Consider the following 25,347-nt stretch of genomic DNA (forward strand, 5'->3'; position numbering starts at 1 on the left):
ACCCAGCGTTAATTCCTTCAGCTTATGCGGTGCGGTTCAACCAGGCCATGTACTCTTTCACGCCTTCGGCGACCGTTTTGAACGGTGCGTCGTAGCCGGCCGCGCGCAGCTTGGTCAGATCGGCCTGGGTGTACGCCTGATAGCGGCCTTTCAGCTTCTCCGGGAACTCGATGTATTCCACAGCGCCTTTCTGGTGGAAGTCCACCACCGCGTCGGCTACCGCCTGGAAGGTTTCCGCTCGGCCGGTGCCGCAGTTGAAGATGCCGGATTTGCCGGTTTCCCAGAACCACAGGTTAACCGCCGCCACGTCGCCGACGTAGATGAAGTCACGCTTGAAGTTTTCGCTGCCGGCGAACAGTTTCGGGTTTTCGCCGCGGTTGATCTGGGTATTCAGGTGGAAGGCGACGCTGGCCATGCTGCCTTTGTGGCCTTCGCGCGGGCCATAAACGTTGAAGTAGCGGAAGCCGCAGATCTGCGAGTCCGCTTCCGGCAGGATCTCGCGCACGTACTGATCGAACAGGAATTTGGAGTAGCCGTAAACGTTGAGCGGCGCTTCATACTCACGCTCTTCGATGAACTCTTCGCGGCCGCCGTAAGTGGCGGCGGAGGAGGCATACAAGAACGGGATTTCGCGATCCAGGCAGTAGTGCAGCAGGTCTTTGGAGTACTGATAGTTATTGTCCATCATGTACTTGCCGTCCCACTCGGTGGTCGCGGAGCAGGCGCCTTCGTGGAACACCGCTTCGATCTCGCCCAGATCGTCGCCGGCCACGATGCTGGCGATAAAGTCTTCTTTATCGATATAGTCGGCGATATCCAGATCGACCAGGTTGACGAACTTGGTGCCGTCTTTCAGGTTATCCACCACCAGGATATCGCGATATCCCTTGTCGTTCAGTGCCTTAATGATGTTGCTGCCGATCATGCCGGCGCCGCCTGTGACGATAATCATTGGGTTACCCCTGCTAAGCTGCCTGGCGGGGCACAATGCCCCACGCTCAATGGCGGTTATAATAGCATTTCATGCCGCGGCAAACAGCGGAAGGGCTCCGAATATCCCGCATTGCCATTGAAGTCCGCCGTTTGCCGTGATATCTGCTGCAATTTTAATATTCTCTCCCGCGCATTCTCGTCAGTTTGGTTACAAATCAGTAAAATATGCCGCAAATAGCCCAATCCTGGAGATAACCGAATGTCAGCGTCTTTTTATCAGCAGTTGGAACAACAGCTTGCCGCCACGCGCAGTGAAGGGCTGTTCAAGGAAGAACGCATCATCACCTCCGCGCAACAGGCGGATATCGCCGTCGCCGACGGCAGCCATGTGATCAACTTCTGCGCCAATAACTACCTGGGCCTGGCCAACCACCCGGCGCTGATCGCCGCCGCCAAGTCGGGCATGGACAGCCACGGTTTCGGCATGGCGTCGGTGCGCTTCATCTGCGGCACCCAGGACAGCCACAAGCAGCTGGAACAGAAACTGGCGGCCTTTTTGGGCATGGAAGACGCGATCCTGTACTCCTCTTGCTTCGACGCCAACGGCGGGCTGTTCGAAACCCTGCTCGGCCCGGAAGACGCCATTATCTCCGATGCGCTGAACCACGCGTCGATCATCGACGGCGTGCGCCTGTGCAAGGCCAAGCGTTATCGCTATGCCAATAACGACATGACCGAGCTGGCCGCGCAGCTGAAGCAGGCCAAAGCCGACGGCGCGCGTCACATCCTGATCGCCACCGACGGCGTCTTCTCGATGGACGGCGTGATCGCCAACCTGAAAGGGGTTTGCGATCTGGCGGACGAATACCAGGCGTTGGTGATGGTGGATGACTCTCACGCGGTGGGCTTTGTCGGCGCCAACGGGCGCGGCACCCATGAATACTGCGAAGTGATGGGCCGCGTCGATATCATCACCGGTACGTTAGGCAAAGCGCTGGGCGGCGCGTCCGGCGGCTACACCGCCGCCAAGAAAGAAGTGGTGGAGTGGCTGCGCCAGCGTTCGCGCCCGTACCTGTTCTCCAACTCGCTGGCGCCGGCGATCGTCGCCGCGTCGATCAAAGTGCTGGAACTGCTGGAAGAGGGCGATGCCCTGCGCGATCGCCTGTGGGCCAATGCGCGTCTGTTCCGCGAAAAAATGACCGCCGCCGGCTTCACGTTGGCCGGCGCCGATCACGCCATCATCCCGGTGATGCTGGGTGAGGCGAAGTTGGCGCAGGAATTCGCCAATGCGTTGCTCAAGGAAGGCATCTATGTGACCGGTTTCTTCTATCCGGTGGTGCCGAAAGGCCAGGCGCGCATCCGCACCCAGATGTCCGCCGACCACACCCCGGAGCAAATCGAACGCGCAGTGGCGGCGTTTACACGTATCGGTAAGGATCTTGGCGTTATTGCATAAGGTAAAACCATGAAAGCACTGTCAAAACTGAAAGCGGAAGAAGGGATTTGGATGACCGACGTGCCTCAGCCGGAGCTGGGCCACAACGACATCATGATCAAAATCCGCAAAACCGCGATCTGCGGCACCGATGTGCATATCTACAACTGGGACGAGTGGTCGCAAAAAACCATTCCGGTTCCGATGGTGGTCGGCCATGAATACGTGGGCGAAGTGGTGGCGATCGGTCAGGAAGTCAAAGGCTTCAACATCGGCGATCGCGTGTCCGGCGAAGGCCACATCACCTGCGGCCACTGCCGCAACTGCCGCGGCGGCCGCACGCACCTGTGCCGCAACACCGTCGGCGTGGGCGTGAACCGCCCGGGCAGCTTCGCGGAATACCTGGTGATCCCGGCGTTCAACGCCTTCAAGATCCCGGATAACATCTCCGATGAACTGGCTTCGATCTTTGATCCGTTCGGTAACGCGGTGCATACCGCGCTGTCGTTCGATCTGGTCGGGGAAGACGTGCTGGTGTCCGGCGCCGGCCCGATCGGCATTATGGCGGCGGCGGTGTGCAAACACGTCGGCGCCCGCCATGTGGTGATCACCGACGTTAACGAATATCGCCTGGAACTGGCGCGCAAAATGGGCGTGACCCGTGCGGTGAACGTCAGCAAGGAAAACCTCAGCGACGTGATGGCCGAACTGGGCATGACCGAAGGGTTCGACGTCGGCCTGGAAATGTCCGGCGCGCCGCCGGCGTTCCGCACGCTGCTCAATGCGATGAACCACGGCGGGCGTATCGCCATGCTGGGCATTCCGCCTTCGGATATGTCGATCGACTGGAATCAGGTCATCTTCAAAGGGCTGTTTATCAAAGGGATTTACGGCCGCGAAATGTTCGAAACCTGGTACAAGATGGCGGCGCTGATCCAGTCCGGTCTGGATTTGACCCCGATCATCACCCACCGTTTCTCGATCGACGAGTACCAGCAGGGCTTCGACGCCATGCGCTCCGGCAAATCGGGCAAAGTGGTGCTGAGCTGGGATTGATCTCGGCAGGCGTGAAAAGGGCCGGAATTCCGGCCCTTTTTTTATGCTTGCGGTTTGGTTTGCGTCCAGTGCTGCCAATGACGCTTGATGAAGGTCACCGGCGGCGAGGTGGCAATGCTGTCGGCGATAACGCCCAGCGCGGTGCCGGCGTTGGCTTTTTCCTTCGGCGGTTTGACCTTGCACTGCTTGATGCCGCCGCTGAACGGGTTCTTCGGCTGCGGTTTTTGCGGTTTGACCGGCGGCGGAACGTAGCTGCCACCGCCGTTGCCCTGCGGTTCGTTCAGCAGCGCGCTCGGTTTGACCAGCACGATATCGGCGGGCAGCGACGGCAGCATCTGCTGCAGCACTTTCACCGTCGCCGGGCGCGGGTGGCCGATGGCGATGGCGGAACCGTTGCGCCGCGCCAATTCGACCGCGCGGTTGAACTGGCGGCGGATATCGGCTTCGTTCGCGGTATCGTCGAGGAACACCCTGCGTTTGATCACTTTCACGCCGGTGCCGGCCGCGGCGCGGGTCGCCTGGCTGCTGCCGATGGTCATGCTGTCGAGGAAATACAGACGATAGCTTTCGAGCGCCTGCATCACTTTCTGCATGCCCGGCAGGCTGGAGGTCATGGCGCTGCCCATGTGGTTGTTCATGCCGACCGCGTAGGGCACGTTGTTCACCGCGTTGCGGATGATGCGCTGGATCTCGTCGCTGCTCATGGAAGGCTGCAGGGTATCGCGTTCCAGCGGCTGCTTGCTGAGCGGCGCCATCGGCATGTGGATCAAGACTTCGCGGCCCTGGCTGTGGGCGCGGGTGGCCATCAGGCGGGCATGCGGCGCGTTGGGCAAGACTGCGACCGAGATCGCCGTCGGCATTTGCAGCACCGCGTTTTCTTCGTGAGGGCGGTAGCCCACGTCATCGATGACGATGGAGAGTTTTCCTGCCTGCGCAGCGTAAACCTGCAGCAGACAGCCGATTAACAAAGCTGTACGGGTTTTGACATAACGCAAATCTATCTTCCCAACCACGGCAGTGGGTTAACCGCCTGTCCCTGACGACGGATTTCGAAATAGAGCGACGGCGTTCCCTGGCCGCCGCTGGTGCCGACCAGAGCGATCGGCTGGCCAGCGCGCACCTGCGCCCCGACGTTGACCAACGCGCTTTGGTTGTAGCCGTACACGCTCATGTCGCCTTTACCGTGTTCGACCACCACCATCAGGCCATAGCCTTGCAGCCAGTCGGCCAGCAGCACGCGGCCATCGGCGACGGCTTTCACTTCGCTGCCTTCGCGGGCTTCGATCACCATGCCTTTCCAGCGTAGCTCGCCCTGCTGCTGCTCGCCAAAGCCGTGCAGCGTGCGGCCGCGCACCGGCCACATCAGCTGGCCGGCCGGACGACCGAGGCCGCCGGTTCGCGCCATCAGCGAGCGATCGGCTTCGCTAGGTTTGTAGGTGGTGCCGGTTTTCTTCGCCTGCTGTTCCTTGATGCGCACCTGTTCGCGCACCTTGGCCGCTTCACGCGCTTCGCGTTCGGCGCGCGCACGGGCTTCGCGCTCCGCCCGAGCGATCTTGTCGCGCATGCGGGCTTCGTTCTGGCGCAGTTCCACCAGGCGTTGTTGGTCTTTTTCCAGCGAGGCTTCCAGCGCGGTCAGCGTTTTCTTGCGGGCGCCGCGCGCCTGCTCCAGCTTCTGCTGCTGCGTTTGTTGTTCGCTCAGTAAGGATTTTTGCTGGCCTTGTTTGGCCACCAGCGTGGTTTTTTGCTTCGCCAGCTCGGCGCGGGTCTGTTTCAGCTCTTCGATGGTTTTCTGGCGCGCTTCGTTCAGATAACCGAAATAGGCCAGAATACGTTCGCTGCGCTGGCTTTCTTCACCGCTGAGGATCAGCTGCACGGCGCTGTGCTGCCCTTGCCGGAAGGCGGCGTCGAGCTGTTTGGCGAGGAGGTTTTGCTGGGTCGATTGCTGTTTTTGCAGCTTGGCGATCGAGGCGTTCAGGCCGGAAATGTCCTTGCCCAACTGGGTGAGCGTGCCCTGGGTGTCGCGCAACTGGCGGCTGGCCTGGGCGATGGTTTTTTCCTGCTGCCGCAGCTGATCCTGCAGCGAGCTGCGCTGCTGTTGCTGCTGCTTCACCGCTTTTTCTTTCTCGGCGATGCTCTGCTGGATGTCTTTCAGCTGGGATTTATTGTCTTCAGCCGCCTGGCCGGCGAGCGGCAACAGCAAGACGCCAGCGCAAAATACGCTGGCGCACATGGCGGTGAACGTCCTTGGCGCGGTGCGTTCAGGCAGCGGCCGGCTGCCTGCGTTTGCGCTTCGGGTTACCCTTGATAGTGCAAAAAACGCCTTCTCCCTCATGGAGAAGGATTATTCCACGATGAACAGCGGCTTACCAGTCATCTCTTGCGGGATTTCCATTCCCATCAGCGTTAACAGGGTTGGCGCGATGTCCGAAAGCTTGCCGCCTTCGACCGCGCGCGCCGGTTTGCCGACGTAAATCAGCGGCACCGGCAGGCTGGTGTGGGCGGTGTGCGCCTGGCCGGTGGCCGGATCGCGCATCTGCTCGGCGTTGCCGTGATCGGCGGTGATCAGCAGTTGGCCGTCGACGTCGCGCACCGCGTCAACCACCTGAGCGATGCAGGCGTCCAGCGTTTCCACCGCTTTGACCGCCGCTTCATACACGCCGGTATGCCCCACCATGTCGCCGTTCGGGTAGTTGCAGATGATGGCGTCGTATTTGCCGCTGCGGATGGCGGTCAGCAGCTTGTCGGTCAGCTCGGCGGCGCTCATCTCCGGCTGCAGATCATAGGTGGCGACCTGCGGCGAGTTGACCAGCACGCGGTCTTCGCCCTTGAACGGCGCTTCCACGCCGCCGTTATAGAAGAAGGTGACGTGGGCGTATTTTTCGGTTTCCGAGATGCGCAACTGGGTTTTGTCGTGCTTCATCAGCCATTCGCCGAAGGTGTTGGCCAGCGGCGCCGGCGGATAGGCGCAGGCGGTCGCGATGTCGGCGGCGTATTCGGTCAGCATCACGAAATCGCCGAACTGCACCTGCTTGGCGCGCGGGAAACCGTCGAAGTCGGCGTTCACGAAAGCGCGGGTGATCTGGCGCGCGCGGTCGGCGCGGAAGTTCATGAAGATCAACGCGTCGCCGTCCTGCATTGCGGCATCGGCCTCACCGGCGGCGCGGATCACGGTCGGCCTGACGAACTCGTCGTTTTCACCGCGCTGATAAGCAGCCTGCAGGCCGGCGATCGCATCCTCGGCCACGGAATCGCCTTTGGCTGCGGTCAGCAGGTCATAGGCCAGCTGCACGCGATCCCAGCGGTTGTCGCGGTCCATCGCGTAGTAGCGGCCGATCAGCGAGGCGATGCGCCCGACGCCCAATGCGGCGAAGGCGTCGCGGCAGCGTTGCAGCGGGGCTTCGGCGCTGCGCGGCGGCGTGTCGCGCCCATCAAGGAAGGCATGCAGATAAATGGCTTTGGCGCCGCGTTGGGCGGCCAGCTTGATCATGGCCAGGATGTGCTCGTCATGGCTGTGCACGCCGCCCGGCGACAGCAGGCCCATGATATGCACCGCCTTGCCGGCCGCTACGGCCTTATCGACGGCGGCGGTCAGCACCGGGTTGGTGAAGAAGTCGCCGTCGGCGATCGCTTTGTCCAGCCGGGTCAGATCCTGGTACACGATGCGCCCGGCGCCCAGATTGACGTGGCCGACTTCGGAGTTGCCCATTTGCCCATCGGGCAGGCCGACATCCAGCCCGGAGGCGGCGATCAGCGTATGCGGCTGCTCCCGCCACAGACGATCCATCACCGGGGTGCCGGCGTTCAGGATCGCGTTGTCCTGCCGCTCTTCACGGTGGCCGTAACCGTCCAGGATCACCAGGACCATCGGTTTTTTGTTGTTCGACATTGCATTGACCTCTTATGAACTTTTTAAGCTGCGAATAGCCATGCGCCCGCCGCAAGCATGGCTATTCGCCCTCGAAAAACCGGCTGATTTTACACCGCCGCCGGCGATAAATAGCCCAAAGAGATCAAGGTTGCGGCGAATCGCGCGGGCTTTTATGCTCTGACGTCGGGAATTTCTCAGCGCAGCCCGCAGTTTCTACAATCGCGCTTGCTTATTGGCTGTATTTGCCGCACTCGGCAGGTATACTCTGGAACCTTGACTTATTTATCCCTTAACTGACGGGAGTTGTTACACCCCATGCTGCAAGAAATTATGCCATTCGTAAGCAGACACCCTATTCTGAGCCTGGCTTGGATCGCTCTGCTGGTCGCCGTGATCGTCATGACCTTCAAAAGCCGTTTCTCCAAGGTCAAAGAGATCGCCCGCGGTGAAGCCATTCGCCTGATCAACAAAGAAGAAGCCGTGGTGGTCGATACCCGCAGCCGCGACGATTTCCGCCGTGGTCACCTGGCCAACGCCATCAACCTGACCGCCAGCGAAATCAAAAACGGCAGCCTGGGCGAGCTGGAAAAACACAAAGCGCAGCCGATCATCGTCGTGTGCGCCAACGGCACCGCCTCCCGCGAGCCGGCGGAGAACCTGAGCAAGGCCGGTTTTGAAAAGGTGACTATGCTGAAAGACGGCATTGCCGGCTGGAGCGGAGAAAACCTGCCGCTGGTGCGCGGTAAGTAACCGTTTAACCTATTTGAGGTGGCAATCCATGGCTAACATTGATATCTACACCAAAGCGACCTGCCCGTTCTGCCATCGCGCCAAGGCGCTGTTGAACAGCAAGGGCGCGGCGTTTAACGAGATCGCCATCGACGGCGATAACGCCAAGCGCGAAGTGATGATCGAGCGCAGCGGGCGCACCACCGTGCCGCAGATTTTCATCGACGGCCGGCATATCGGCGGCTGCGATGATTTATATGAACTCGATGCTCGCGGCGGCCTGGATCCGCTGCTTTAAGCAGCTTGCCGGTTCACCGAGTGTCAATAAGGACGTTTAACCAAGGGTATTACTCACATGTCAGAACAAAACAGCACCGAAATGGCTTTCCAGATCCAACGTATCTATACCAAGGATATCTCCTTCGAAGCGCCGAACGCGCCGCAGGTTTTCCAGCAGGAATGGCAGCCGGAAGTTAAACTTGATCTGGATACCGCGTCCAGCCAGCTGGCTGACGAAGTGTATGAAGTGGTACTGCGCGTAACCGTGACGGCGACCCTGGGCGAAGAGACTGCGTTCCTGTGCGAAGTGCAGCAGGCGGGCATCTTCTCGGTAGCAGGCATCGAAGGCACGCAGCTGGCGCATTGCCTGGGTGCATACTGCCCGAACATCCTGTTCCCGTATGCGCGCGAGTGCATCACCAGCCTGGTTTCCCGCGGCACCTTCCCGCAGCTGAATCTGGCACCGGTCAACTTTGACGCGCTGTTCATGAACTATCTGCAGCAGCAGGCGGAAGGCGAAGGTGCCGCACCACATCAGGATGCCTGATGAACACCGTCAATGCTTCAATGACTGTTATCGGTGCCGGCTCGTACGGCACCGCATTGGCCATTACGCTGGCGCGTAACGGTCATCCCGTGGTGTTGTGGGGACATAACCCCGCGCAAATTCAAACGTTGCAGCACGATCGCTGCAATCAGGCGTTTCTGCCTGACGTTCCCTTCCCCGATACCCTGCTGCTCGAAGCCGATTTGGCGCGTGCGCTGGCCGCCAGCCGCGACGTGCTGGTGGTGGTGCCGAGCCACGTGTTCGGCGACGTGCTGCGCCAGCTGAAGCCGCATCTGCGCCCGGATGCCCGCATCGTGTGGGCCACCAAAGGGTTGGAAGCGGAAACCGGCCGCTTGCTGCAGGACGTGGCGCGTGAGGCGTTGGGCGAGGCGATCCCGCTGGCGGTGCTCTCCGGGCCGACGTTCGCCAAAGAGCTGGCCGCCGGCCTGCCGACGGCAATCGCGCTGGCGGCGACCGATGCGCAGTTCGCCGACGATCTGCAACAGCTGCTGCACTGCGGCAAGAGTTTCCGCGTCTACAGCAATCCCGACTTCATCGGTGTGCAGCTTGGCGGCGCAGTGAAGAACGTGATCGCCATCGGCGCCGGCATGTCCGACGGCATCGGTTTCGGCGCCAATGCCCGTACCGCGTTGATTACGCGCGGGCTGGCGGAAATGAGCCGTCTGGGTTCTGCGCTGGGCGCCGATCCCTCGACGTTCATGGGCATGGCGGGGCTGGGGGATCTGGTGCTAACCTGCACGGACAACCAGTCGCGCAACCGTCGCTTCGGCATTATGCTGGGGCAGGGTAAAGGCGTGCAGGAAGCGCAGGACAGTATCGGTCAGGTGGTCGAGGGCTATCGCAATACCAAAGAGGTGTTGGCGTTGGCGCAGCGGCACGGTGTGGAAATGCCGATCACCGAACAGATTTATCAGGTGCTTTACTGCCACAAGGACGCCCGCGAAGCGGCGCTGAGCCTGCTGGGGCGAGCCCGAAAGGACGAAAAACCCAGCGCGTGACATAAAACGATATGTCGGGGCAGCGGAATGCTGACCCCGCAAATGACCTGGGCCGCTTCGCGCTACCGTGTGAAGCGGCCCGTTTGGCAAGGTAAAGGGGTATGTGATGTCGTCAGAAGAGTTGGAACAGGTCTGGAACAGCATTAAATCAGAAGCGCGAGCACTGGCTGATTGTGAACCGATGCTGGCCAGCTTTTTCCATGCGACGTTGCTCAAGCACGAGAACCTGGGCAGCGCGCTCAGCTATATGCTGGCCAACAAGCTGGCCACGCCGATCATGCCCGCCATCGCGGTGCGTGAGGTGGTGGAAGAGGCCTACAAGTCTGACAACCAGATGATCGTTTCGGCGGCGCGCGATATCCTAGCGGTGCGCCTGCGCGACCCGGCGGTCGATAAATACTCCACGCCGCTGCTTTACCTGAAGGGGTTCCATGCGCTGCAGGCTTACCGCATCGGCCACTGGCTGTGGCAGCAAGGGCGGCAGGCGCTGGCTATCTACCTGCAAAATCAAATTTCCGTCGCCTTCGGCGTAGACATCCACCCGGCGGCGACCATCGGTTGCGGCATCATGCTCGACCACGCCACCGGCATCGTGATCGGTGAAACGGCGGTGGTGGAGAACAACGTCTCTATCCTGCAATCGGTCACCCTGGGCGGTACCGGTAAAACCAGCGGCGACCGTCACCCGAAAATCCGTGAAGGGGTGATGATTGGCGCAGGCGCCAAAATTCTCGGCAATATCGAAGTGGGCAAGGGCGCGAAGATCGGTGCGGGCTCGGTGGTCTTGCAGGCGATACCGCCGCACACCACCGCCGCCGGCGTGCCGGCGCGCATCGTCGGGCGGCCGGAGAGCGATACGCCGTCGATGGATATGGACCAATACTTCAACGGCACCAACCACGGCTTCGAGTACGGCGATGGCATCTAAGCCGCGCCTGCGGGTCCATTCAGGGGGAGCTTCGGCTCCCCCTGTGTTTTTCAGGCGGCGGTCAGCCCTGTTTCGGGAATGTGACGATGTCGTTGACCATGTCATCGATCGCCGCTTTGACTTCTTGTTCCGTGACTGGCGCGCTGTCGTTGTTGACGGTTTTGCCGTAACTCTTGCGCACCACTTCCAGCACCGTTTTACCGCTATCCTGATCGATCAACTGCGCTTCCAGGAACAGCGTGGTGTTTTGCGTCCGGTGGCCAGTGGCGGCCATGGTGCTGGCCACCACGGCCGCTACCGGCACCACTTCATAGAATTTCATATCCTCATCTTCGGCAGACACGGCGGTAATCGCGACTTTGGCCAACAGCACGCGGGAACCTGTCGGGTTATTCAAAACGGTAGTGCGCTCGGCCACCGCTTTTCTCACGCTTTGGTCGGTATAGTTTCTAATTTTGTCCAGCGTTTGTTGGCTGACGCGGGCGGTGGGTTTAGCCGCCGGGTAATAAACCACGGGAGCGACATACACGCCGCGATAATTCGACTCTTTAAAGGTGGGATCGATCCAACGCAGCGTTTTATGGCCGCTTGGCGAGCTGGTTTCCTGCAGCTTGCTGTAGTCCGGTAGGAATCCCGAATATTGATTCGTTTGGGTGACTTTGGACGAGCAGCCCGCCAGCAACAGGCCCGCCGCCAGAACCGCCATGGCAACGCTCAAACGTTGTTTCTTCATATGGTTTCCTATGATGAGTGGTGATTACCCTTACAAAACATAGCGCATTATCTGCGCCTCATCGGGCTTTTTCGGGGCCGGGCGTGCCCTGCTGCGGCCTTTTTTCAGGATCGTGATGCGCCGCCGGTTTTCGCCGCCAGTGCCGGTGATAAGGCGGCGAGCAAGGCGTCCGCGCTGACCAGCGCCTGGCGTTGCTCAGCTTGCCACCGGGGCAACAAGGGCCAGAGATCCGCCTGATGTTCGGCTTGCAGGCACCAAACCTCCCGGTCGTGCCAATCACCGAGGGCGTTCTGCGCCGCTTTCAGGCTCGCCATCGCGGCGGGGGAGAGGGGAAGGCGCTGCGGATAGGCTTCAGCCGCGTAACGCAGGCGTTTTATCAGCAGCCGCAGGCGGTGGCGATCGTAGCCGGTATCGGCCAATGCCCGGCGCAATTGCCGTTGTTGGCGCTGCAGGTGTTTATTCAGGCGGTGTTTGGCGACGCGTTGCGCGCTGCGGCGAAAGCGGCGCGGCCAGGCGTGCAAAAGCGAGGGAAAGCCGATGAGCTGCGGATGGGTGAGCAGTTGACGGTAGCGGGCCTGAAATTCGCTCTGGCGCACGTTGGCCTGCCAATCGAGGCAATGTCGCGCCAGTTCGGCGATCAGCACCTCGAGATCGCGCAGCGGCGTCGTGAGCCTGCCCAATTCGGCGGCGGCCCGATCGAGCCGGGTTGCGCCGGGGCAGCCGCGTAACGGGCGCAGCAGGCTGCGAATGCGGCGCAGACAGACGCGCAAGTCGTGCAGCGCTTCGCTGTCTTGCGCCTGTTGCAGCCGCAACAGCGCCTCGTTCAGCGCCGGTTCGAGCCGGCGAAGCTGGGTGACAATCTCTGCGACGAAAGCCATATGCCGTGCCTGGAAAGGATGACTCTTCCAGTATGGCGCGACGTCGCGGATTACGCCTTGATCAGCGCACCGGCATAGCCCAGCTGCCGCCAGGCTTCATACACCACCACCGATACGGCATTCGACAGGTTCATGCTGCGGCTTTGCGCCTGCATCGGGATGCGGATTTTTTGCTGCGCGGGCAGCGCATCGAGGATGTCGGCAGGCAACCCGCGCGTTTCCGGGCCGAACAGCAGGTAGTCGCCGGCCTGGTAGCTGACGGCGCTGTGCGCTGGCGTGCCCTTGGTGGTGAGGGCAAACAGCCGCTGCGGGTTTTCGGCGGCGAGAAAGGCGGCGTAATCGGCATGGCGGCTGACGCGGGTGAACTCATGATAGTCCAGCCCGGCGCGGCGCAGGCGTTTGTCGTCCCACGGGAAACCCAGCGGTTCGATCAGGTGCAGATTAAAGCCGGTATTGGCGCACAGGCGGATGATATTGCCGGTATTGGGTGGAATTTCGGGTTCAAATAAAACGATGTTCAGCATGTTGCAGGCCCCTCGTGAACGAGGGGCGCAGGATAGCAAACTCTTACTGTTCTGTCTTAGACGATAGGCGTTGATGATGCAGCGGCAGCCACAGCACCAGCCGCAGACCGCCAAGCGGGCTGTCTTCGGCCTTCACCCAGCCGCGATGCTGATTGACCGCCGCCTCGACGATAGCCAGGCCAAGGCCGGTGCCGCCGGACTCACGGTCGCGCGCCTCATCGGTGCGGTAGAACGGACGGAAGATCTGCTCGCGGTCTTCGGCGCTGACGCCGGGGCCGTCGTCGTCAACCTGGATAGTCACGCCCTGATTGTCGGCGCTGAACGCCACGGCGATGCGGGTGTGCGAATAACGCAGGGCGTTGCGCACGATGTTTTCCAACGCGCTGTCCAGCGCGCTCGCGTTGCCGAACAGCGTCCACGGACCGGGCGGCGCAGCGATCTCCAGCTGCTTGCCCATCTGTTCGGCTTCGAAACGGGCGTTATCCAGCACGTCGGCCCACAGTTCGTTGGCCTTCAACTGCTCGCGCGCCAGCTCGCCCTTCTGCTGCCCGCGCGACAGCGCCAGCAGATCGTTGATCATCGAATCCAGCCGTTGCGCTTCGGTTTCGATGCGCGCCAGCTCGTGGCCTTCGCCGTGGCGGCGGCGCATCAGCGCGGTGGCCAGCTGCAGGCGAGTCAGCGGCGTGCGCAGCTCGTGCGAGATGTCCGAGATCAAGCGTTGCTGGGCGTTCATCATGCGTTCCAGCGCGCTGACCATCTGGTTGAAGCTGGCGCCGGTGGCCAGAAATTCCTGCGGGCCGGCCTCCAGTTCCGGATGCTGCTTCAGGTTGCCGCGCGCCACGTCATCGGCGGCGTTCTTCAGCTTGCGCGCCGGTTTCGCCAGGCTCCAGGCCAGCCACAGCAGCAGCGGGGCGCTGATCAGCATGGTGACGATCAGCAGCAGCAGCGGCCGGTCGAACATCAGGTTGATGAAATCGGATTGCGGGCTGTTGGCGGGGCGGATCAGGTACAGCTGGTAGTTGTCTTCGCCGTCGCGCACCGCGAACGGCCCGACCAGTTCGACGCGGCCGTACTTTTTCTTCTTCGGATGATCCGAATTGTCGGATTGGCCGATGAAGTTGCGGACGATCTGCATTTCATTGCGCTGCGCGCCGATCACCCGGCCTTCGCTGGTGACCAGCAGCAGGCGTTGGCCCGGCGGCGCCCATTTGTCAATGGCGCGGAACAGGCGGCGCCACCACATCAGATCGTTGGCCGGATCGTTTTGCAACTCGGCCTCGACGTGCTGTTCCAGCATCAACCCCTGCCGCTGCTCGCTGTCGAGCAGCGAGGTCATTTGGCGGGAGTCGAGCTTGGGCACCATCAGCACCAGCATTAGCACCAGGGCTAACGTGAACCAGAAAATGGCGAAGATGCGTGCCGTCAAACTGTTGATCATGTTGCAGATACCATCAAATAACCACGTCCGCGCAGGGTTTTGAACCACGGATGCCCGTCTTTGCGATCCGGCAGCTTACGCCGCAGGTTGGAGATATGCATGTCGATGGCGCGATCGAACGGAGTCAGGCGTTTGCCCAGCACTTCCTGGCTCAGCAGTTCGCGCGACACCACTTGGCCGAGATGTTGCGCCAGCAGATACAGCAAGGTGAACTCGGTGCCGGTCAGATCCAGCACCTGGCCGTCGAAGCTGGCCTCCTGGCGGCCGGGGTTCAGCTGCAGGCCATCGACATCCAGCGTCGGGGCGCCGCTGTCGACCTGCTGCTGCTGTTCGCTCCAGTTGGAACGGCGCAGAATGGCGCGAATGCGCGCGACCAGTTCGCGATCGTTGAAGGGTTTCGGCAGGTAATCATCGGCGCCCAGCTCCAGGCCCAACACGCGGTCCAGTTCGCTGCCGCGCGCGGTCAGCATGATGACCGGCGTCTGGTGATGTTGGCGCAGTTCTTTCAGCGTATCGATGCCGTTTTTCTTCGGCATCATGATGTCGAGCAGCAGCAGATCGACGGAGCTGTCCAGCAGCGACAACGCCTGCTCGCCATCGTGCGCGACGACGATATTAAAACCTTCCATTTCAAGCAGTTCTTTTAACAGCGAGGTCAACTCGCGGTCGTCGTCAACTAACAGAATCTTGTTCATTATGATTTACCTCCAGACGCAAAATACGTCATCAACTGTTGCCATTCCATGACTTTACGTAGTTTTACATGCACTGACGCAGGTTTTCAGGTGCGGCGGTACACTGCTCCTCGTTGATTCGCAAAGTGAGAAAGCTTGAGGAGTTGAAATGCGTAAGGTGACCGCATTAGTTATGGCATCACTGCTGGCAATTGGTTCGACCGCTGCCTTCGCTGCCGACACTATACCGGACACAGCCCAACCTCCCGGCAACGACGCGATGACCCGAATACCCGGCCAGCACCATATGTTCGACGGTGTCAGCCTCAGCGAACAGCAGCGCCAGCAAATGCGCGATTTGATGCGCCAGGCCCGGCACGATCTGCCAGGTGTCAATGTAGCTGAAATGGAAGCCATGCATAAACTGGTGACCGCAGAGAAATTTGACGAAGCCGCCGTGTATGCCCAGGCGGAAAAGATGGCCCAACAGCAGGTCAAGCGCCAGGTCGAAATGGCCCGGGTGCGCAACCAAATGTATAACCTGCTGACGCCAGAGCAAAAAAGTGTTTTAGACCAGAAACATCAGCAGCGCATGCAGCAGATGGAGCAACAAATTTCTGGTTTGCAGCAAGCTTCTGCCCAGAAGTGAAGTACGACTGAGTAGTCCCCTGTTTTTCCTTGCCATAGACACCATCCCTGTCTTCCCCGCCATGATGGCGGGGTTTTTTTTATCCGACATTTCGCTATATTGAGCGCCATACCTTTTGACCGGGATCCCTCAATGGAACAGCGCTATGCACGCCTGGTAAAGTCCGCTGCGTTGGCCGCTACCGCGCTGGCGTCGTCGCTGTTGCTGATCAAAATCGTCGCCTGGTACCAGACCGGTTCTGTCAGCCTGCTGGCGGCGCTGGTGGATTCGCTGGTCGATATCGCGGCATCGCTGACCAACCTGCTGGTGGTGCGCTATTCGCTGCAGCCTGCCGATGCCGAGCACACCTTTGGCCACGGCAAAGCGGAGTCGCTGGCGGCGCTGGCGCAAAGCATGTTTATTTCCGGTTCCGCCCTGTTTCTGTTTCTCACCGGCTTCCAGCATCTGTATGCACCGCAAACGCTGCGCGATCCCGGCGTTGGGGTCGTCGTGACGGTGATCGCGTTAGTCAGCACCCTGATGCTGGTCACCTATCAACGCTGGGTGGTCAGAAAAACGCGCAGCCAGGCCGTGCGCGCAGATATGCTGCATTATCAGTCAGATGTCATGATGAATGGTGCTATTCTTATCGCTCTTGGGCTAAGCTGGTACGGCTTCCAACGGGCGGATGCGTTGTTCGCGCTGGGCATCGGCGTTTACATCCTCTATAGCGCGCTGCGCATGGGCTATGAAGCGGTGCAGTCGCTGTTGGATCGGGCGTTGCCGGATGACGAGCGCCAGGCGATTATCGCCGTGGTTTCCTCCTGGCCCGGGGTGAAAGGCGCACACGATCTGCGCACGCGTCAGTCGGGGTCGACGCGTTTCATCCAGCTGCATCTGGAGATGGAGGACACGCTGCCGCTGCGCGAGGCGCACCGCTTGGCCGATCAGGTGGAACAAGCCCTGCGGCAACGTTTTGCGGGGGCGGATGTCATCATTCACCTGGATCCGTGCTCCGTGGTGCCACCGGGTAGGCAGGGGCATTGGGAGCTATAATCATATAGAGGCATAGCGCAACGTATTATCATGAATATCTGAGTTAGCTCAGCGTGCCATGCGGTGTTTTAACCGTTATATTGCGTGACTTGAATCAATTCAGCTGGGTGTTTTTGATATAATATCCAGCAATAAGCCGTAAAGCTGGTTTTCTGCAGCCGGAGAGGTTTCAAGACGATCGGCGGAGACAGAATTCTTAAGAAATTGCATCTACACAGTTCAGAGGTAGTCATGATCAAGAAAATCGGTGTACTGACGAGCGGCGGTGATTCGCCGGGTATGAACGCTGCAATCCGCGGCGTTGTGCGTTCTGCGCTTTCAGAAGGTCTGGAAGTTTTTGGTATTTACGATGGCTACCTTGGCTTATACGAAGATCGCATGGAGCAGCTGGACCGCTATAGCGTGTCCGACATGATCAATCGCGGGGGCACCTTCCTTGGTTCGGCCCGCTTCCCGGAGTTCAGGGATGAAAACGTGCGCGCCAAGGCGATTGAAAACCTGAAGAATCGCGGCATCGACGCGCTGGTGGTGATCGGCGGCGACGGTTCCTACATGGGCGCCAAACGCCTGACGGAAGAAGGTTTCCCGTGCATCGGTCTGCCGGGCACCATCGATAACGATGTCGCCGGCACCGACTACACCATCGGTTACTTCACCGCGCTGGAAACCGTGGTGGAAGCGATCGACCGCCTGCGCGATACCTCCTCGTCGCACCAGCGCATCTCCATCGTGGAAGTGATGGGCCGTTACTGCGGCGATCTGACGCTGGCGGCGGCGATTGCCGGCGGCTGCGAATTTATCGTGCTGCCTGAAATCGAATTCAACCGCGAAGATTTGGTGTGCGAAATCAAGGCCGGCATCGCCAAAGGCAAAAAACACGCCATCGTGGCGATCACCGAGCACATCTGCGATATCGATGAGCTGGCGCGCCACATTGAGCAGGAAACCAAGCGTGAAACCCGCGCCACCGTGCTGGGCCACATTCAGCGCGGCGGTTCGCCGGTCGCCTATGACCGCATCCTGGCCTCGCGCATGGGCGCCTACGCCATCGAACTGCTGCTGCAGGGGTACGGCGGCCGCTGCGTCGGTATCCAGAACGAAAAAATGGTGCACCACGACATCATCGACGCGATCGAAAACATGAAGCGTCCGTTCAAGGGCGACTGGCTGGAAACGGCGAAAAAGCTGTACTGATACGCCACTTACCGCACGACAAAAAAGCCTCCGCTCCCGGGGGCTTTTTTATGCTCGCCGGTGACATATTCCAGAATCATCTATCCCAAAATTTTTTATTCTTTAGTTGCCGGGAAAGTTTCTGGCAGGCTCTGATGCTAAATCAACCGATTGAGGTTGCGCTTAATTTTCTGGGAGAGCCTGTCGATGCGTAAATGGGGTGTAGGTCTGACATTGGTGCTGTTGGCGTCCGGCGCCATGGCGAAGGATATTCAGTTGCTGAACGTGTCATACGATCCGACGCGTGAGTTCTATCAGGCTTACAACACGGCATTCAGCAAGCACTACCAGGCGGAAACCGGCGACAAGGTGACGGTGCGCCAGTCGCACGGCGGCTCCGGCAAGCAGGCGACGTCGGTGATCAACGGCATCGAGGCCGACGTGGTGACGCTGGCGTTAGCCTATGACGTCGACGCTATCGCCGAACGCGGGCGCATCGAGAAAGACTGGATCAAACGCCTGCCGGACAATTCGGCGCCTTACACCTCGACCATCGTCTTCCTGGTGCGCAAAGGCAACCCGAAACAGATTCATGACTGGCCTGATTTGATCAAGCCGGGCGTGTCGGTGATCACCCCGAACCCGAAAACCTCCGGCGGCGCCCGCTGGAACTACCTGGCCGCCTGGGGCTACGCGTTGCACCACAACAACAACGATAAGGCCAAGGCGCAGGACTTCGTCAAAAACCTGTACAAGAACGTCGAGGTGCTGGATTCCGGCGCGCGCGGCTCGACCAACACCTTCGTTGAGCGCGGCATCGGCGACGTGCTGATCGCCTGGGAAAACGAAGCGTTGCTGGCGGAGAAAGAGCTGGGCAAAGACAAGTTCGAGATTATCACCCCGAGTGAATCGATCCTGGCCGAACCGACGGTGTCGGTGGTGGATAAGGTGGTCGACAAACGCGGTACCCGCGAGGTGGCGACCGCCTACCTGAAATATCTGTATTCGCCGGAAGGGCAGACTATCGCGGCACAGCACTATTACCGCCCGCGCGATGCGGCGGTGGCGGCCAAGTTCGCCGGGCAGTTCCCGCAGTTGAAGCTGTTCACCGTGGATGACACCTTCGGCGGCTGGACCGAAGCGCAGAAGGTGCACTTCGCCACCGGCGGCGTATTCGACGAAATCAGCAAACGCTGATGCCGTTTAAACGGCAATAAAAAACCCCGGCTTGCCGGGGTTTTTTTATGGCAAGCCTAAGGCAATCAGGCTTTTTTCGCTGCGGCAGCGGCTTTGACGATCACGGCGAAAGCGTCGGCTTTCAGCGAGGCGCCGCCAACCAGCGCGCCATCGATGTCCGGCTGAGAGAACAGCTCTGCGGCGTTCTTGTCGTTCACCGAACCGCCGTACTGGATGATGATTTCAGCGGCAACCGCGGCATCGTGCTTGGCGATGTGATCGCGGATAAATTTGTGCACGGCCTGCGCCTGCGCAGGGGTGGCGGATTTGCCGGTACCGATGGCCCAGACCGGCTCATAGGCGATCACGGTGCCTTTCATCGCCGGTGCGCCCAGCGTTTTCAGCACGGCGTCGATCTGGCGCGCGCATACTTCTTCGGTTTTGCCCGCGGCGTTTTCCGCTTCGGTTTCACCGATGCACAGCACCGGGATCAGGCCGGCTTCTTTCAGCACGGCGAATTTCTCGGCGATCACTTCGTCGCTTTCTTTGTGGTAGGTGCGACGCTCGGAGTGGCCGATGATGATGTACTGAGCGCCGACGTCTTTCAGCATGTTGGCGGAAACTTCACCGGTGAAGGCGCCGGACAGGTTAACGTCCACGTTCTGCGCGCCCAGCGCGATGCGGCTGCCGGCCAGCGCGTGCTTGGCCTGATCCAGATACATCACCGGCGGGGCGATGGCGACGCCACAGCCGTCAACGCTGCTCAGCTCATTGCGCAGGCCGGCGATCAGTTCGTTGACCATGTGGGTGCTGCCGTTAAGCTTCCAGTTACCCATAACTAATGGATGACGCATGTTTTTTCCTCCAACTAGGGAACGCGAGAGTCGAAATGACAACTGCCGGACCGGCAGTTTACCTGCCCAACAGTATAGAGATCATTAAGCGCGAAGGCTTTGCTTTTCGTCATTAAATGCCGCGCCGTTACGGCTCGGAAAGCGCCAGCTTAATCGGTTCAACCGCGAAGGTGACGCCTTTATCGCCGTTGTCCGAGACGACATAGCGAATGGCGCCGACCTGCTGTTGGTAAAAACGCGATCCTTTGCCTTTTTCCAGCAGGCTGTTCACCTTGTTCTGGCTCTGTTCCACCGTCAGCGCCGGTTCGAACTGACGCATCAGCGCCGCCATGTAGTTGATGGCGATGGCGCGCGCGGCTTTTTCTTCATTGGCCTGCTGCAGCGGCAGATGCGTGATCTGCAACGTTTTGATTTTACCGGTACCTTTCTCCAGTGCGGTGGAGGCGTACAGGTTTTCGTTGAGTTTACTGGCGGCGCGCGTCAGCAGCGGCGAATCGTCTTCGGCGGCGGGAATGGCGCGGAATTCGCCAATCGGCAGCTTGGGGTTGTCGCGATTGTATTTCTCGCGGAATTTGACCACCGTCAGATCGAAGGTCGGCGCCCCGGCCAGCAGGTAAGGCGCGGTCGGTTTCGCTTCGGCGGCGGGCGGTTCGGCCCAGGCGCTGGCGGCGGCCTGCAGCAGGCAGGCGATGGCGAGGGTTTTTCTCAGCATGGCGTATGGCATCAAGGACAAAGATGGCTCCGATTAAAGCGATAACCCGCAGGCCTTGTCAAAGATCCCACGCCATTATCGGTTCGCTGACGAGAAAGCTGTGCGGCGCGCCGCGTTATGCAAGGCGGAAAACTCGGCCCGGCAGCGCCTATGTTACACTGCGGCGCAGAATATGGGCAGGCTTAGAGCGCAGGAATCGATGACGTTACAACAGTGGTGTTTTTCTTTTAAGGGCCGCATCGGGCGGCGCGACTTCTGGATCTGGATGGGGCTGTGGTTGGTGCTGATGGCGGCGGCGTTTACGCTGGCCAATTATCAATTGATCGCCATCCAATCCATCGCCTTCTTTATCGTGGCGCTGCTCTGGCCGACGGCGGCGGTGCTGGTCAAACGTCTGCACGATCGCAACAAGGCCGGCTGGTGGGCGTTGCTGCTGATCCTGGCGTGGATGCTGGCGGCGGGCAACTGGCAAATGCTGGCGCCGATCTGGCAATGGGGCGTCGGGCGTTTCATCCCGACGCTGATTATCGTGATGATGACTATCGATCTGGGCGCCTTCGTCGGCACGCCGGGAGACAATCGGTTCGGCCCGGAAGCCGAACCGGTGAAGTTCCGCTGATCCTCGGGTTACCAGTAGTGCTCGCTGGTGATGTGGCCCGGTTTGCGGCGCAGGTGCTTGCGCATTTGGCGGTGGTCTTTCAGCGTTTGCTGGGTGTCCCGCACCATCTGCGGGTTGCCGCACAGCATCACGTGGCTGGTTTCGGCGTCGATGGTCAAGCCGATCGCCGCTTCCAGCCGGCCGTCCTCGATCAGCGCCGGCACGCGGCCGGTCAGTGAACCGGGCGTCTCTTCACGGCTGACGACGGTCTGGATGCGCAGCTTGCCGTTGTAGCGTTGCTGCAGTTGCTGCATCAGCGGCAGGTAGCTCAGATCGCGCGCAAAACGCGCGGCGTGCACCAGCACCAGGTTGTTAAAGCGTTCCAGGCCGACGCCTTGCTGCAGAATCGATAAATAGGGGCCGATGGCGGTGCCGGTCGCCAGCATCCACAGCGTGTCGCAGTCGGGCACCTCATCCAGCACGAAGAATCCGGCCGCTTCTTTAGTCACCATGACATCCGAACCTGGCCGCAGCTGATTGAGGCGCGGGCTCAGTTTGCCTTCCGGCACCGTCACCAGATAGAACTCCAGGTTGGCGTCATCGGGGGCATTGACGTAGGAGTAGGCGCGTTGCACTCGTTCGCCGTCGATCTCCAGCGCCAGTTTGGCGAATTGCCCGGCGGTGAAAGGATCGATGGGGGCATTGACCACCAGGCTGAACAGCCCGTCGGTCCATTGTTTTACCTGCGTAACCTTGCCGTTTACCCATTCAGCCATACTCTAAAGCTCCCGTGGTCGAATCAAATAAGCACAATGTCGTGAGCCGGAAATGGCGTGCGTGGTGCGCTCTATCCGGTAGTCGTTGCCGAACAGGCGGTGAAACAGCTGCAGCTCGGAATTGCACAGGCTGCTGCAGTTGGAACCGGCCACGCCGATCGGACAGTGGTTTTCCACCAACAGCGCACCGTGCGGATGATCGAGCAATTCAGCCATGTAACCATCATGTTGCCGCAGACGCACCAATCGGGCTAACCGCTCTTGGTGGCTGCGCTCGGCAGACAGCTCTTCGGCATAACGCAGATAAAGCTGCTCTTCGCGCGCGTTCAGCAACGGTTCCACGCCGGCGCCGCCAAACAGCCGCAGCGCGGATGCCCGCAGCCGTTCCTGATCGGCGGCCGCAAAAGCGTGCCCTCGCGCTGTCAGCGACCAGTAGCGCGTCGGGCGGCCGACCTTGCTGCGCGCTTCTTCGTAACAAACCAACTCACGTTTTTCCAGGGATTGCAGATGTTGTCGGATGCCCATCGGCGTGATGTCCAGACGCTCCGCCAGCATTTTGGCCGAGTGCGGGCCGAGAGCCTTTAACTGCAATAAAATCAGCTCAGGTGTTTTCATGAACCAAATCCCTATGGTGTTATTTTATTTCAAGTTGATGAAAATAATTATCGATTAAATGCTAAAGCGCGGCTACTGCAAGGGCGCTATTTTTAACTCCAAAGCGTTAGACGTACAGTTTAATTTACGAGCCTGGTCGGGTTTGCTGCCAGTGTGACCTGGATCAATATCTGCCTGAAACTCGCTAAAAAAATCAGATTTGATTAGTTTATGCCGCCATAGAGGGCTGCTCGCCGTTCTGGCTGCTGCAACGGCCATACCGGGACGCTGTGACGAGTTGAAACGTTAACGAAGATAATGAGAAAACTAGAGAATTTTCACCTGCTGGTGATGCTTATCCTGTTGGTCGCCGTCGGCCAGATGGCGCAAACCATTTATGTTCCCGTTATTGCTGATATCGCCCACGATCTGTCGGTTCGCACCGGCGCCGTGCAACGGGTGATGGCGGCGTATCTGCTGACCTACGGTTTCTCCCAGCTGATTTACGGGCCGATATCGGATCGTATCGGGCGCCGCCCGGTGATCCTGACCGGCATGATGATCTTCCTGGTCGGTGCGCTGGGCGCGCTGCTGTCCACCAACCTGACGATGCTGGTTGCCGCCAGCGCGATTCAGGGCATGGGCACCGGCGTGGCGGGCGTGATGGCGCGCACCATGCCGCGCGATCTGTATGCCGGCACCGCCCTGCGCTACGCCAACAGCCTGTTGAACATGGGGATTTTGGTTAGCCCGCTGCTGGCGCCGGTGATCGGCGGCGCATTGGCGATGGTGTTCGGCTGGCGCGCCTGCTACGCCTTCCTGCTGGCGCTGTGCGCCTGCGTCGCCTTCGCCATGTTCCGCTGGCTGCCGGAAACCCGCCCGGTGCAAACGGAAAAACGTCGCATGCTGGCCAGTTTCCGCCAGCTGCTGGGTGACAGCACCTTCAGCTGCTATCTGGTGATGCTGATCGGCGCGCTGGCGGGGATTGCGGTATTCGAGGCCAGCTGCGGCGTGTTGATGGGCGGCGTGTTGGGGCTGAGTGGGCTGACTGTCAGCATCCTGTTCATTCTGCCGATCCCGGCGGCGTTTTTCGGCGCCTGGTACGCCGGGCGCGACGGCAAGACCTTCCACACGCTGATGTGGCATTCGGTGATTAGCTGCCTGCTGGCGGGGGCGATGATGTGGATCCCGGGCTGGTTCGGCGTGATGAACATCTGGACGCTGATCGTGCCGGCCGCGCTGTTCTTCTTCGGCGCCGGCATGCTGTTCCCGCTGGCGACCACCGGGGCGATGGAGCCGTTCCCTTACCTGGCCGGCGCGGCGGGCGCACTGGTGGGCGGGATGCAGAACATGGGGTCCGGTCTGGCGACCTGGCTGTCCGCCATGTTGCCGCAAACCGGGCAGTTCAGCCTCGGCTTGCTGATGTTCGCGATGGCGCTGCTGATCCTGCTGTGCTGGTGGCCGCTGTCCAATCGTATGCAGCATCAGGGGCATACCGCATAACGACAGGGCGCCATTCGGCGCCCTCATACCGTTGACAAAGGGGAGAAAAAGCGGGGTTTTTCTCCCCTTTGTGGTTATCAGCCGAAAATCAATAAATTGATTTTCCTTGTTTTTTATTCGCTGTTCTCTGCCAACACGGCAAGGGCATGAGGTTTGTCATCAATCATCAGGGCGCCATTCGGCGCCCTGTTTCGTTACAGCAGAAACTCGTGCAGCGCCGGGTCTTTGCGATCCAGATAGTGGGTCGAACGAATACGGCGGATGGTGCGCGACTTGCCGCGGATCAGCAACGTTTCGGTGGTGGCCATGTTGCCCTGGCGGCTGATGCCTTCCAGCAAATCGCCCTTGGTGATGCCGGTGGCGGAGAAGATCACGTTGTCGTTGCGCGCCATCTGATCCAGACGCAGCGCCTGGCCGGCTTCGATACCCATCTCCCGGCAGCGGGCCAACTCTTGTTCGCCGATGCGGCGGTTTTCGGCGCTGTCGCCTTTCACCTCATGACGCGGCAGCAAACGCGCCTGCATGTCACCGTCCAGCGCGCGGATCACCGCGGCTGAGATCACCCCTTCCGGCGCGCCGCCGATGCCGTACATCACATCGACCTCGCTTTCCGGCATGCAGGTGAGAATGGAGGCCGCTACGTCGCCGTCAGGAATGGCGAATACTCGCACGCCCAATTGCTGCATCTGCGCGATGACGCCGTCGTGGCGCGGTTTGGCCAATACAATCACCGTCAGCTGCGACAGCGGTTTGCCCAGTCGTTCGGCGACGTTCTGCAGGTTTTCTGCCAATGGCCGGTTGAGATCGATGGCGCCGCGCGCCGCCGGGCCGACCACCAGCTTCTCCATGTACATGTCCGGCGCGTGCAGGAAGGTGCCGCGATCGCCCACCGCCAATACCGCCAGTGCATTGGACTGGCCCATGGCGGTCATGCGGGTGCCTTCGATCGGATCGACCGCGATGTCGACTGCGTCGCCCTGACCGGTACCGACCTGCTCGCCGATATACAACATCGGTGCTTCGTCGATCTCGCCTTCGCCGATCACGATGCGCCCATCGATATCCACTTTGTTGAGCATGATGCGCATGGCGTGGACCGCCGCGCCGTCGGCGGCGTTCTTGTCGCCGCGCCCCAGCCATTTGTAGCCCGCCAGCGCGGCGGCTTCGGTAACGCGGGAGAATTCGATGGCTAATTCACGTTTCATGGCAAACCTGTCTGTGAGAAAGGGAGGAAAA

General features: G+C 60.3%; 27 protein-coding genes. 13 read left to right on the plus strand and 14 right to left on the minus strand.

The window, feature by feature from the left end; all coding sequences use genetic code 11:
* Nucleotides 1–22: 22 nt before the first annotated feature.
* Complete coding sequence (gene rfaD, locus GT753_RS23420; RefSeq protein WP_015379428.1) at nt 23–952, minus strand: ADP-glyceromanno-heptose 6-epimerase; 930 nt, start codon at nt 950–952, stop codon at nt 23–25.
* A gap of 240 nt (nt 953–1,192) precedes the next feature.
* On the opposite strand from rfaD, the gene kbl reads away from it, so the two are divergent.
* Together kbl and tdh are read left to right on the plus strand one after the other, a co-directional pair.
* Nucleotides 1,193–2,389 carry a glycine C-acetyltransferase gene (gene kbl, locus GT753_RS23425; RefSeq protein ID WP_004931154.1) on the plus strand — a complete coding sequence of 399 codons (1,197 nt, stop codon included), beginning with the start codon at nt 1,193–1,195 and terminating at the stop codon, nt 2,387–2,389.
* Nucleotides 2,390–2,398: 9 nt separating this feature from the next.
* Entirely contained in the window at nt 2,399–3,424 is a 1,026-nt protein-coding gene (gene tdh / locus GT753_RS23430; protein ID WP_015379427.1) for an L-threonine 3-dehydrogenase, read from the plus strand.
* Nucleotides 3,425–3,465: 41 nt separating this feature from the next.
* Here the strand turns inward: tdh and GT753_RS23435 are convergent, their stop codons facing one another.
* Genes GT753_RS23435 through gpmM form a run of 3 tightly spaced genes read right to left on the minus strand, consistent with a single transcriptional unit; the run spans nt 3,466 to nt 7,310 of the window.
* Complete coding sequence (locus tag GT753_RS23435; RefSeq protein ID WP_015379426.1) at nt 3,466–4,419, minus strand: divergent polysaccharide deacetylase family protein; 954 nt, start codon at nt 4,417–4,419, stop codon at nt 3,466–3,468.
* Nucleotides 4,420–4,421: 2 nt separating this feature from the next.
* Entirely contained in the window at nt 4,422–5,756 is a 1,335-nt protein-coding gene (gene envC / locus GT753_RS23440; protein WP_028128084.1) for a murein hydrolase activator EnvC, read from the minus strand.
* Nucleotides 5,757–5,765: 9 nt separating this feature from the next.
* Nucleotides 5,766–7,310 (minus strand): 2,3-bisphosphoglycerate-independent phosphoglycerate mutase, encoded by a 1,545-nt coding sequence (gpmM, locus tag GT753_RS23445; protein ID WP_075684471.1) that lies wholly within the window; start codon nt 7,308–7,310, stop codon nt 5,766–5,768.
* A gap of 297 nt (nt 7,311–7,607) precedes the next feature.
* Here gpmM and GT753_RS23450 point away from each other — a divergent pair, with 297 nt between their 5' ends.
* From GT753_RS23450 to cysE, 5 genes are all read left to right on the plus strand, one after another.
* Nucleotides 7,608–8,042: a rhodanese-like domain-containing protein gene (locus GT753_RS23450; protein ID WP_015379424.1), complete on the plus strand. Its 435-nt coding sequence runs from the start codon at nt 7,608–7,610 to the stop codon at nt 8,040–8,042.
* 28 nt (nt 8,043–8,070) lie between these two features.
* Nucleotides 8,071–8,319 carry a glutaredoxin 3 gene (grxC, locus tag GT753_RS23455; RefSeq protein WP_004931142.1) on the plus strand — a complete coding sequence of 83 codons (249 nt, stop codon included), beginning with the start codon at nt 8,071–8,073 and terminating at the stop codon, nt 8,317–8,319.
* A gap of 57 nt (nt 8,320–8,376) precedes the next feature.
* Complete coding sequence (gene secB, locus GT753_RS23460) at nt 8,377–8,847, plus strand: protein-export chaperone SecB (RefSeq protein ID WP_004931139.1); 471 nt, start codon at nt 8,377–8,379, stop codon at nt 8,845–8,847.
* A complete protein-coding gene (gene gpsA / locus GT753_RS23465; RefSeq protein WP_004931136.1) occupies nt 8,847–9,866 on the plus strand; it encodes an NAD(P)H-dependent glycerol-3-phosphate dehydrogenase in 1,020 nt (339 codons plus the stop codon). Before secB ends, gpsA begins: the two co-directional genes overlap by 1 nt.
* A gap of 106 nt (nt 9,867–9,972) precedes the next feature.
* Entirely contained in the window at nt 9,973–10,794 is an 822-nt protein-coding gene (gene cysE / locus GT753_RS23470; protein WP_004931135.1) for a serine O-acetyltransferase, read from the plus strand.
* A 61-nt stretch (nt 10,795–10,855) separates the two neighbouring features.
* Here cysE and GT753_RS23475 read toward each other — a convergent pair whose 3' ends face one another.
* The 5 genes from GT753_RS23475 to cpxR all read right to left on the minus strand — a co-directional run bounded on the left by GT753_RS23475 (nt 10,856) and on the right by cpxR (nt 15,062).
* Entirely contained in the window at nt 10,856–11,527 is a 672-nt protein-coding gene (locus GT753_RS23475) for a DUF3313 domain-containing protein (RefSeq protein ID WP_004931134.1), read from the minus strand.
* A 104-nt stretch (nt 11,528–11,631) separates the two neighbouring features.
* Nucleotides 11,632–12,405 carry a CHAD domain-containing protein gene (locus GT753_RS23480; protein ID WP_160126002.1) on the minus strand — a complete coding sequence of 258 codons (774 nt, stop codon included), beginning with the start codon at nt 12,403–12,405 and terminating at the stop codon, nt 11,632–11,634.
* 50 nt (nt 12,406–12,455) lie between these two features.
* A complete protein-coding gene (trmL, locus tag GT753_RS23485; RefSeq protein WP_015379422.1) occupies nt 12,456–12,929 on the minus strand; it encodes a tRNA (uridine(34)/cytosine(34)/5-carboxymethylaminomethyluridine(34)-2'-O)-methyltransferase TrmL in 474 nt (157 codons plus the stop codon).
* A gap of 43 nt (nt 12,930–12,972) precedes the next feature.
* Nucleotides 12,973–14,367: an envelope stress sensor histidine kinase CpxA gene (gene cpxA / locus GT753_RS23490; protein WP_015379421.1), complete on the minus strand. Its 1,395-nt coding sequence runs from the start codon at nt 14,365–14,367 to the stop codon at nt 12,973–12,975.
* Nucleotides 14,364–15,062, minus strand: a complete 699-nt coding sequence (cpxR, locus tag GT753_RS23495; protein WP_004931124.1) for an envelope stress response regulator transcription factor CpxR — start codon at nt 15,060–15,062, stop codon at nt 14,364–14,366. The genes cpxA and cpxR overlap by 4 nt, the downstream gene beginning before the upstream one ends.
* A gap of 148 nt (nt 15,063–15,210) precedes the next feature.
* Here cpxR and cpxP point away from each other — a divergent pair, with 148 nt between their 5' ends.
* The 4 genes from cpxP (at nt 15,211) to GT753_RS23515 (ending at nt 19,095) form a co-directional block, all read left to right on the plus strand.
* Nucleotides 15,211–15,690 carry a cell-envelope stress modulator CpxP gene (gene cpxP / locus GT753_RS23500; protein WP_004931122.1) on the plus strand — a complete coding sequence of 160 codons (480 nt, stop codon included), beginning with the start codon at nt 15,211–15,213 and terminating at the stop codon, nt 15,688–15,690.
* Nucleotides 15,691–15,822: 132 nt separating this feature from the next.
* Nucleotides 15,823–16,725, plus strand: a complete 903-nt coding sequence (gene fieF, locus GT753_RS23505; RefSeq protein WP_160126003.1) for a CDF family cation-efflux transporter FieF — start codon at nt 15,823–15,825, stop codon at nt 16,723–16,725.
* 231 nt (nt 16,726–16,956) lie between these two features.
* Nucleotides 16,957–17,919 carry a 6-phosphofructokinase gene (pfkA, locus tag GT753_RS23510; protein WP_004931116.1) on the plus strand — a complete coding sequence of 321 codons (963 nt, stop codon included), beginning with the start codon at nt 16,957–16,959 and terminating at the stop codon, nt 17,917–17,919.
* Between the two features lie 186 nt (nt 17,920–18,105).
* Nucleotides 18,106–19,095: a sulfate ABC transporter substrate-binding protein gene (locus GT753_RS23515; protein ID WP_015379419.1), complete on the plus strand. Its 990-nt coding sequence runs from the start codon at nt 18,106–18,108 to the stop codon at nt 19,093–19,095.
* 65 nt (nt 19,096–19,160) lie between these two features.
* Here GT753_RS23515 and tpiA read toward each other — a convergent pair whose 3' ends face one another.
* Entirely contained in the window at nt 19,161–19,928 is a 768-nt protein-coding gene (gene tpiA / locus GT753_RS23520) for a triose-phosphate isomerase (protein WP_004931113.1), read from the minus strand.
* Between the two features lie 127 nt (nt 19,929–20,055).
* Complete coding sequence (locus GT753_RS23525; RefSeq protein WP_021504458.1) at nt 20,056–20,640, minus strand: DUF1454 family protein; 585 nt, start codon at nt 20,638–20,640, stop codon at nt 20,056–20,058.
* Between the two features lie 199 nt (nt 20,641–20,839).
* Here GT753_RS23525 and GT753_RS23530 point away from each other — a divergent pair, with 199 nt between their 5' ends.
* Nucleotides 20,840–21,259: a DUF805 domain-containing protein gene (locus GT753_RS23530; protein ID WP_004931108.1), complete on the plus strand. Its 420-nt coding sequence runs from the start codon at nt 20,840–20,842 to the stop codon at nt 21,257–21,259.
* Nucleotides 21,260–21,267: 8 nt separating this feature from the next.
* On the opposite strand, the gene fpr is transcribed toward GT753_RS23530, so the two are convergent.
* Together fpr and GT753_RS23540 are read right to left on the minus strand one after the other, a co-directional pair.
* Nucleotides 21,268–22,014 carry a ferredoxin--NADP(+) reductase gene (gene fpr, locus GT753_RS23535; RefSeq protein ID WP_004931107.1) on the minus strand — a complete coding sequence of 249 codons (747 nt, stop codon included), beginning with the start codon at nt 22,012–22,014 and terminating at the stop codon, nt 21,268–21,270.
* Nucleotides 22,015–22,017: 3 nt separating this feature from the next.
* Entirely contained in the window at nt 22,018–22,629 is a 612-nt protein-coding gene (locus tag GT753_RS23540; protein WP_004931104.1) for a metalloregulator ArsR/SmtB family transcription factor, read from the minus strand.
* 297 nt (nt 22,630–22,926) lie between these two features.
* Between GT753_RS23540 and emrD the strand changes: the two genes are divergently transcribed.
* Nucleotides 22,927–24,111: a multidrug efflux MFS transporter EmrD gene (emrD, locus tag GT753_RS23545; RefSeq protein ID WP_004931102.1), complete on the plus strand. Its 1,185-nt coding sequence runs from the start codon at nt 22,927–22,929 to the stop codon at nt 24,109–24,111.
* Nucleotides 24,112–24,305: 194 nt separating this feature from the next.
* On the opposite strand, the gene glpX is transcribed toward emrD, so the two are convergent.
* On the minus strand, nt 24,306–25,316 hold the full coding sequence (gene glpX / locus GT753_RS23550; RefSeq protein ID WP_016929713.1) for a class II fructose-bisphosphatase: 1,011 nt from the start codon (nt 25,314–25,316) through the stop codon (nt 24,306–24,308).
* Nucleotides 25,317–25,347: the final 31 nt, after the last annotated feature.

Source organism: Serratia sp. Z4 (genome assembly GCF_009900725.1).
In the GTDB taxonomy this organism is placed as follows: domain Bacteria; phylum Pseudomonadota; class Gammaproteobacteria; order Enterobacterales; family Enterobacteriaceae; genus Serratia; species Serratia nematodiphila.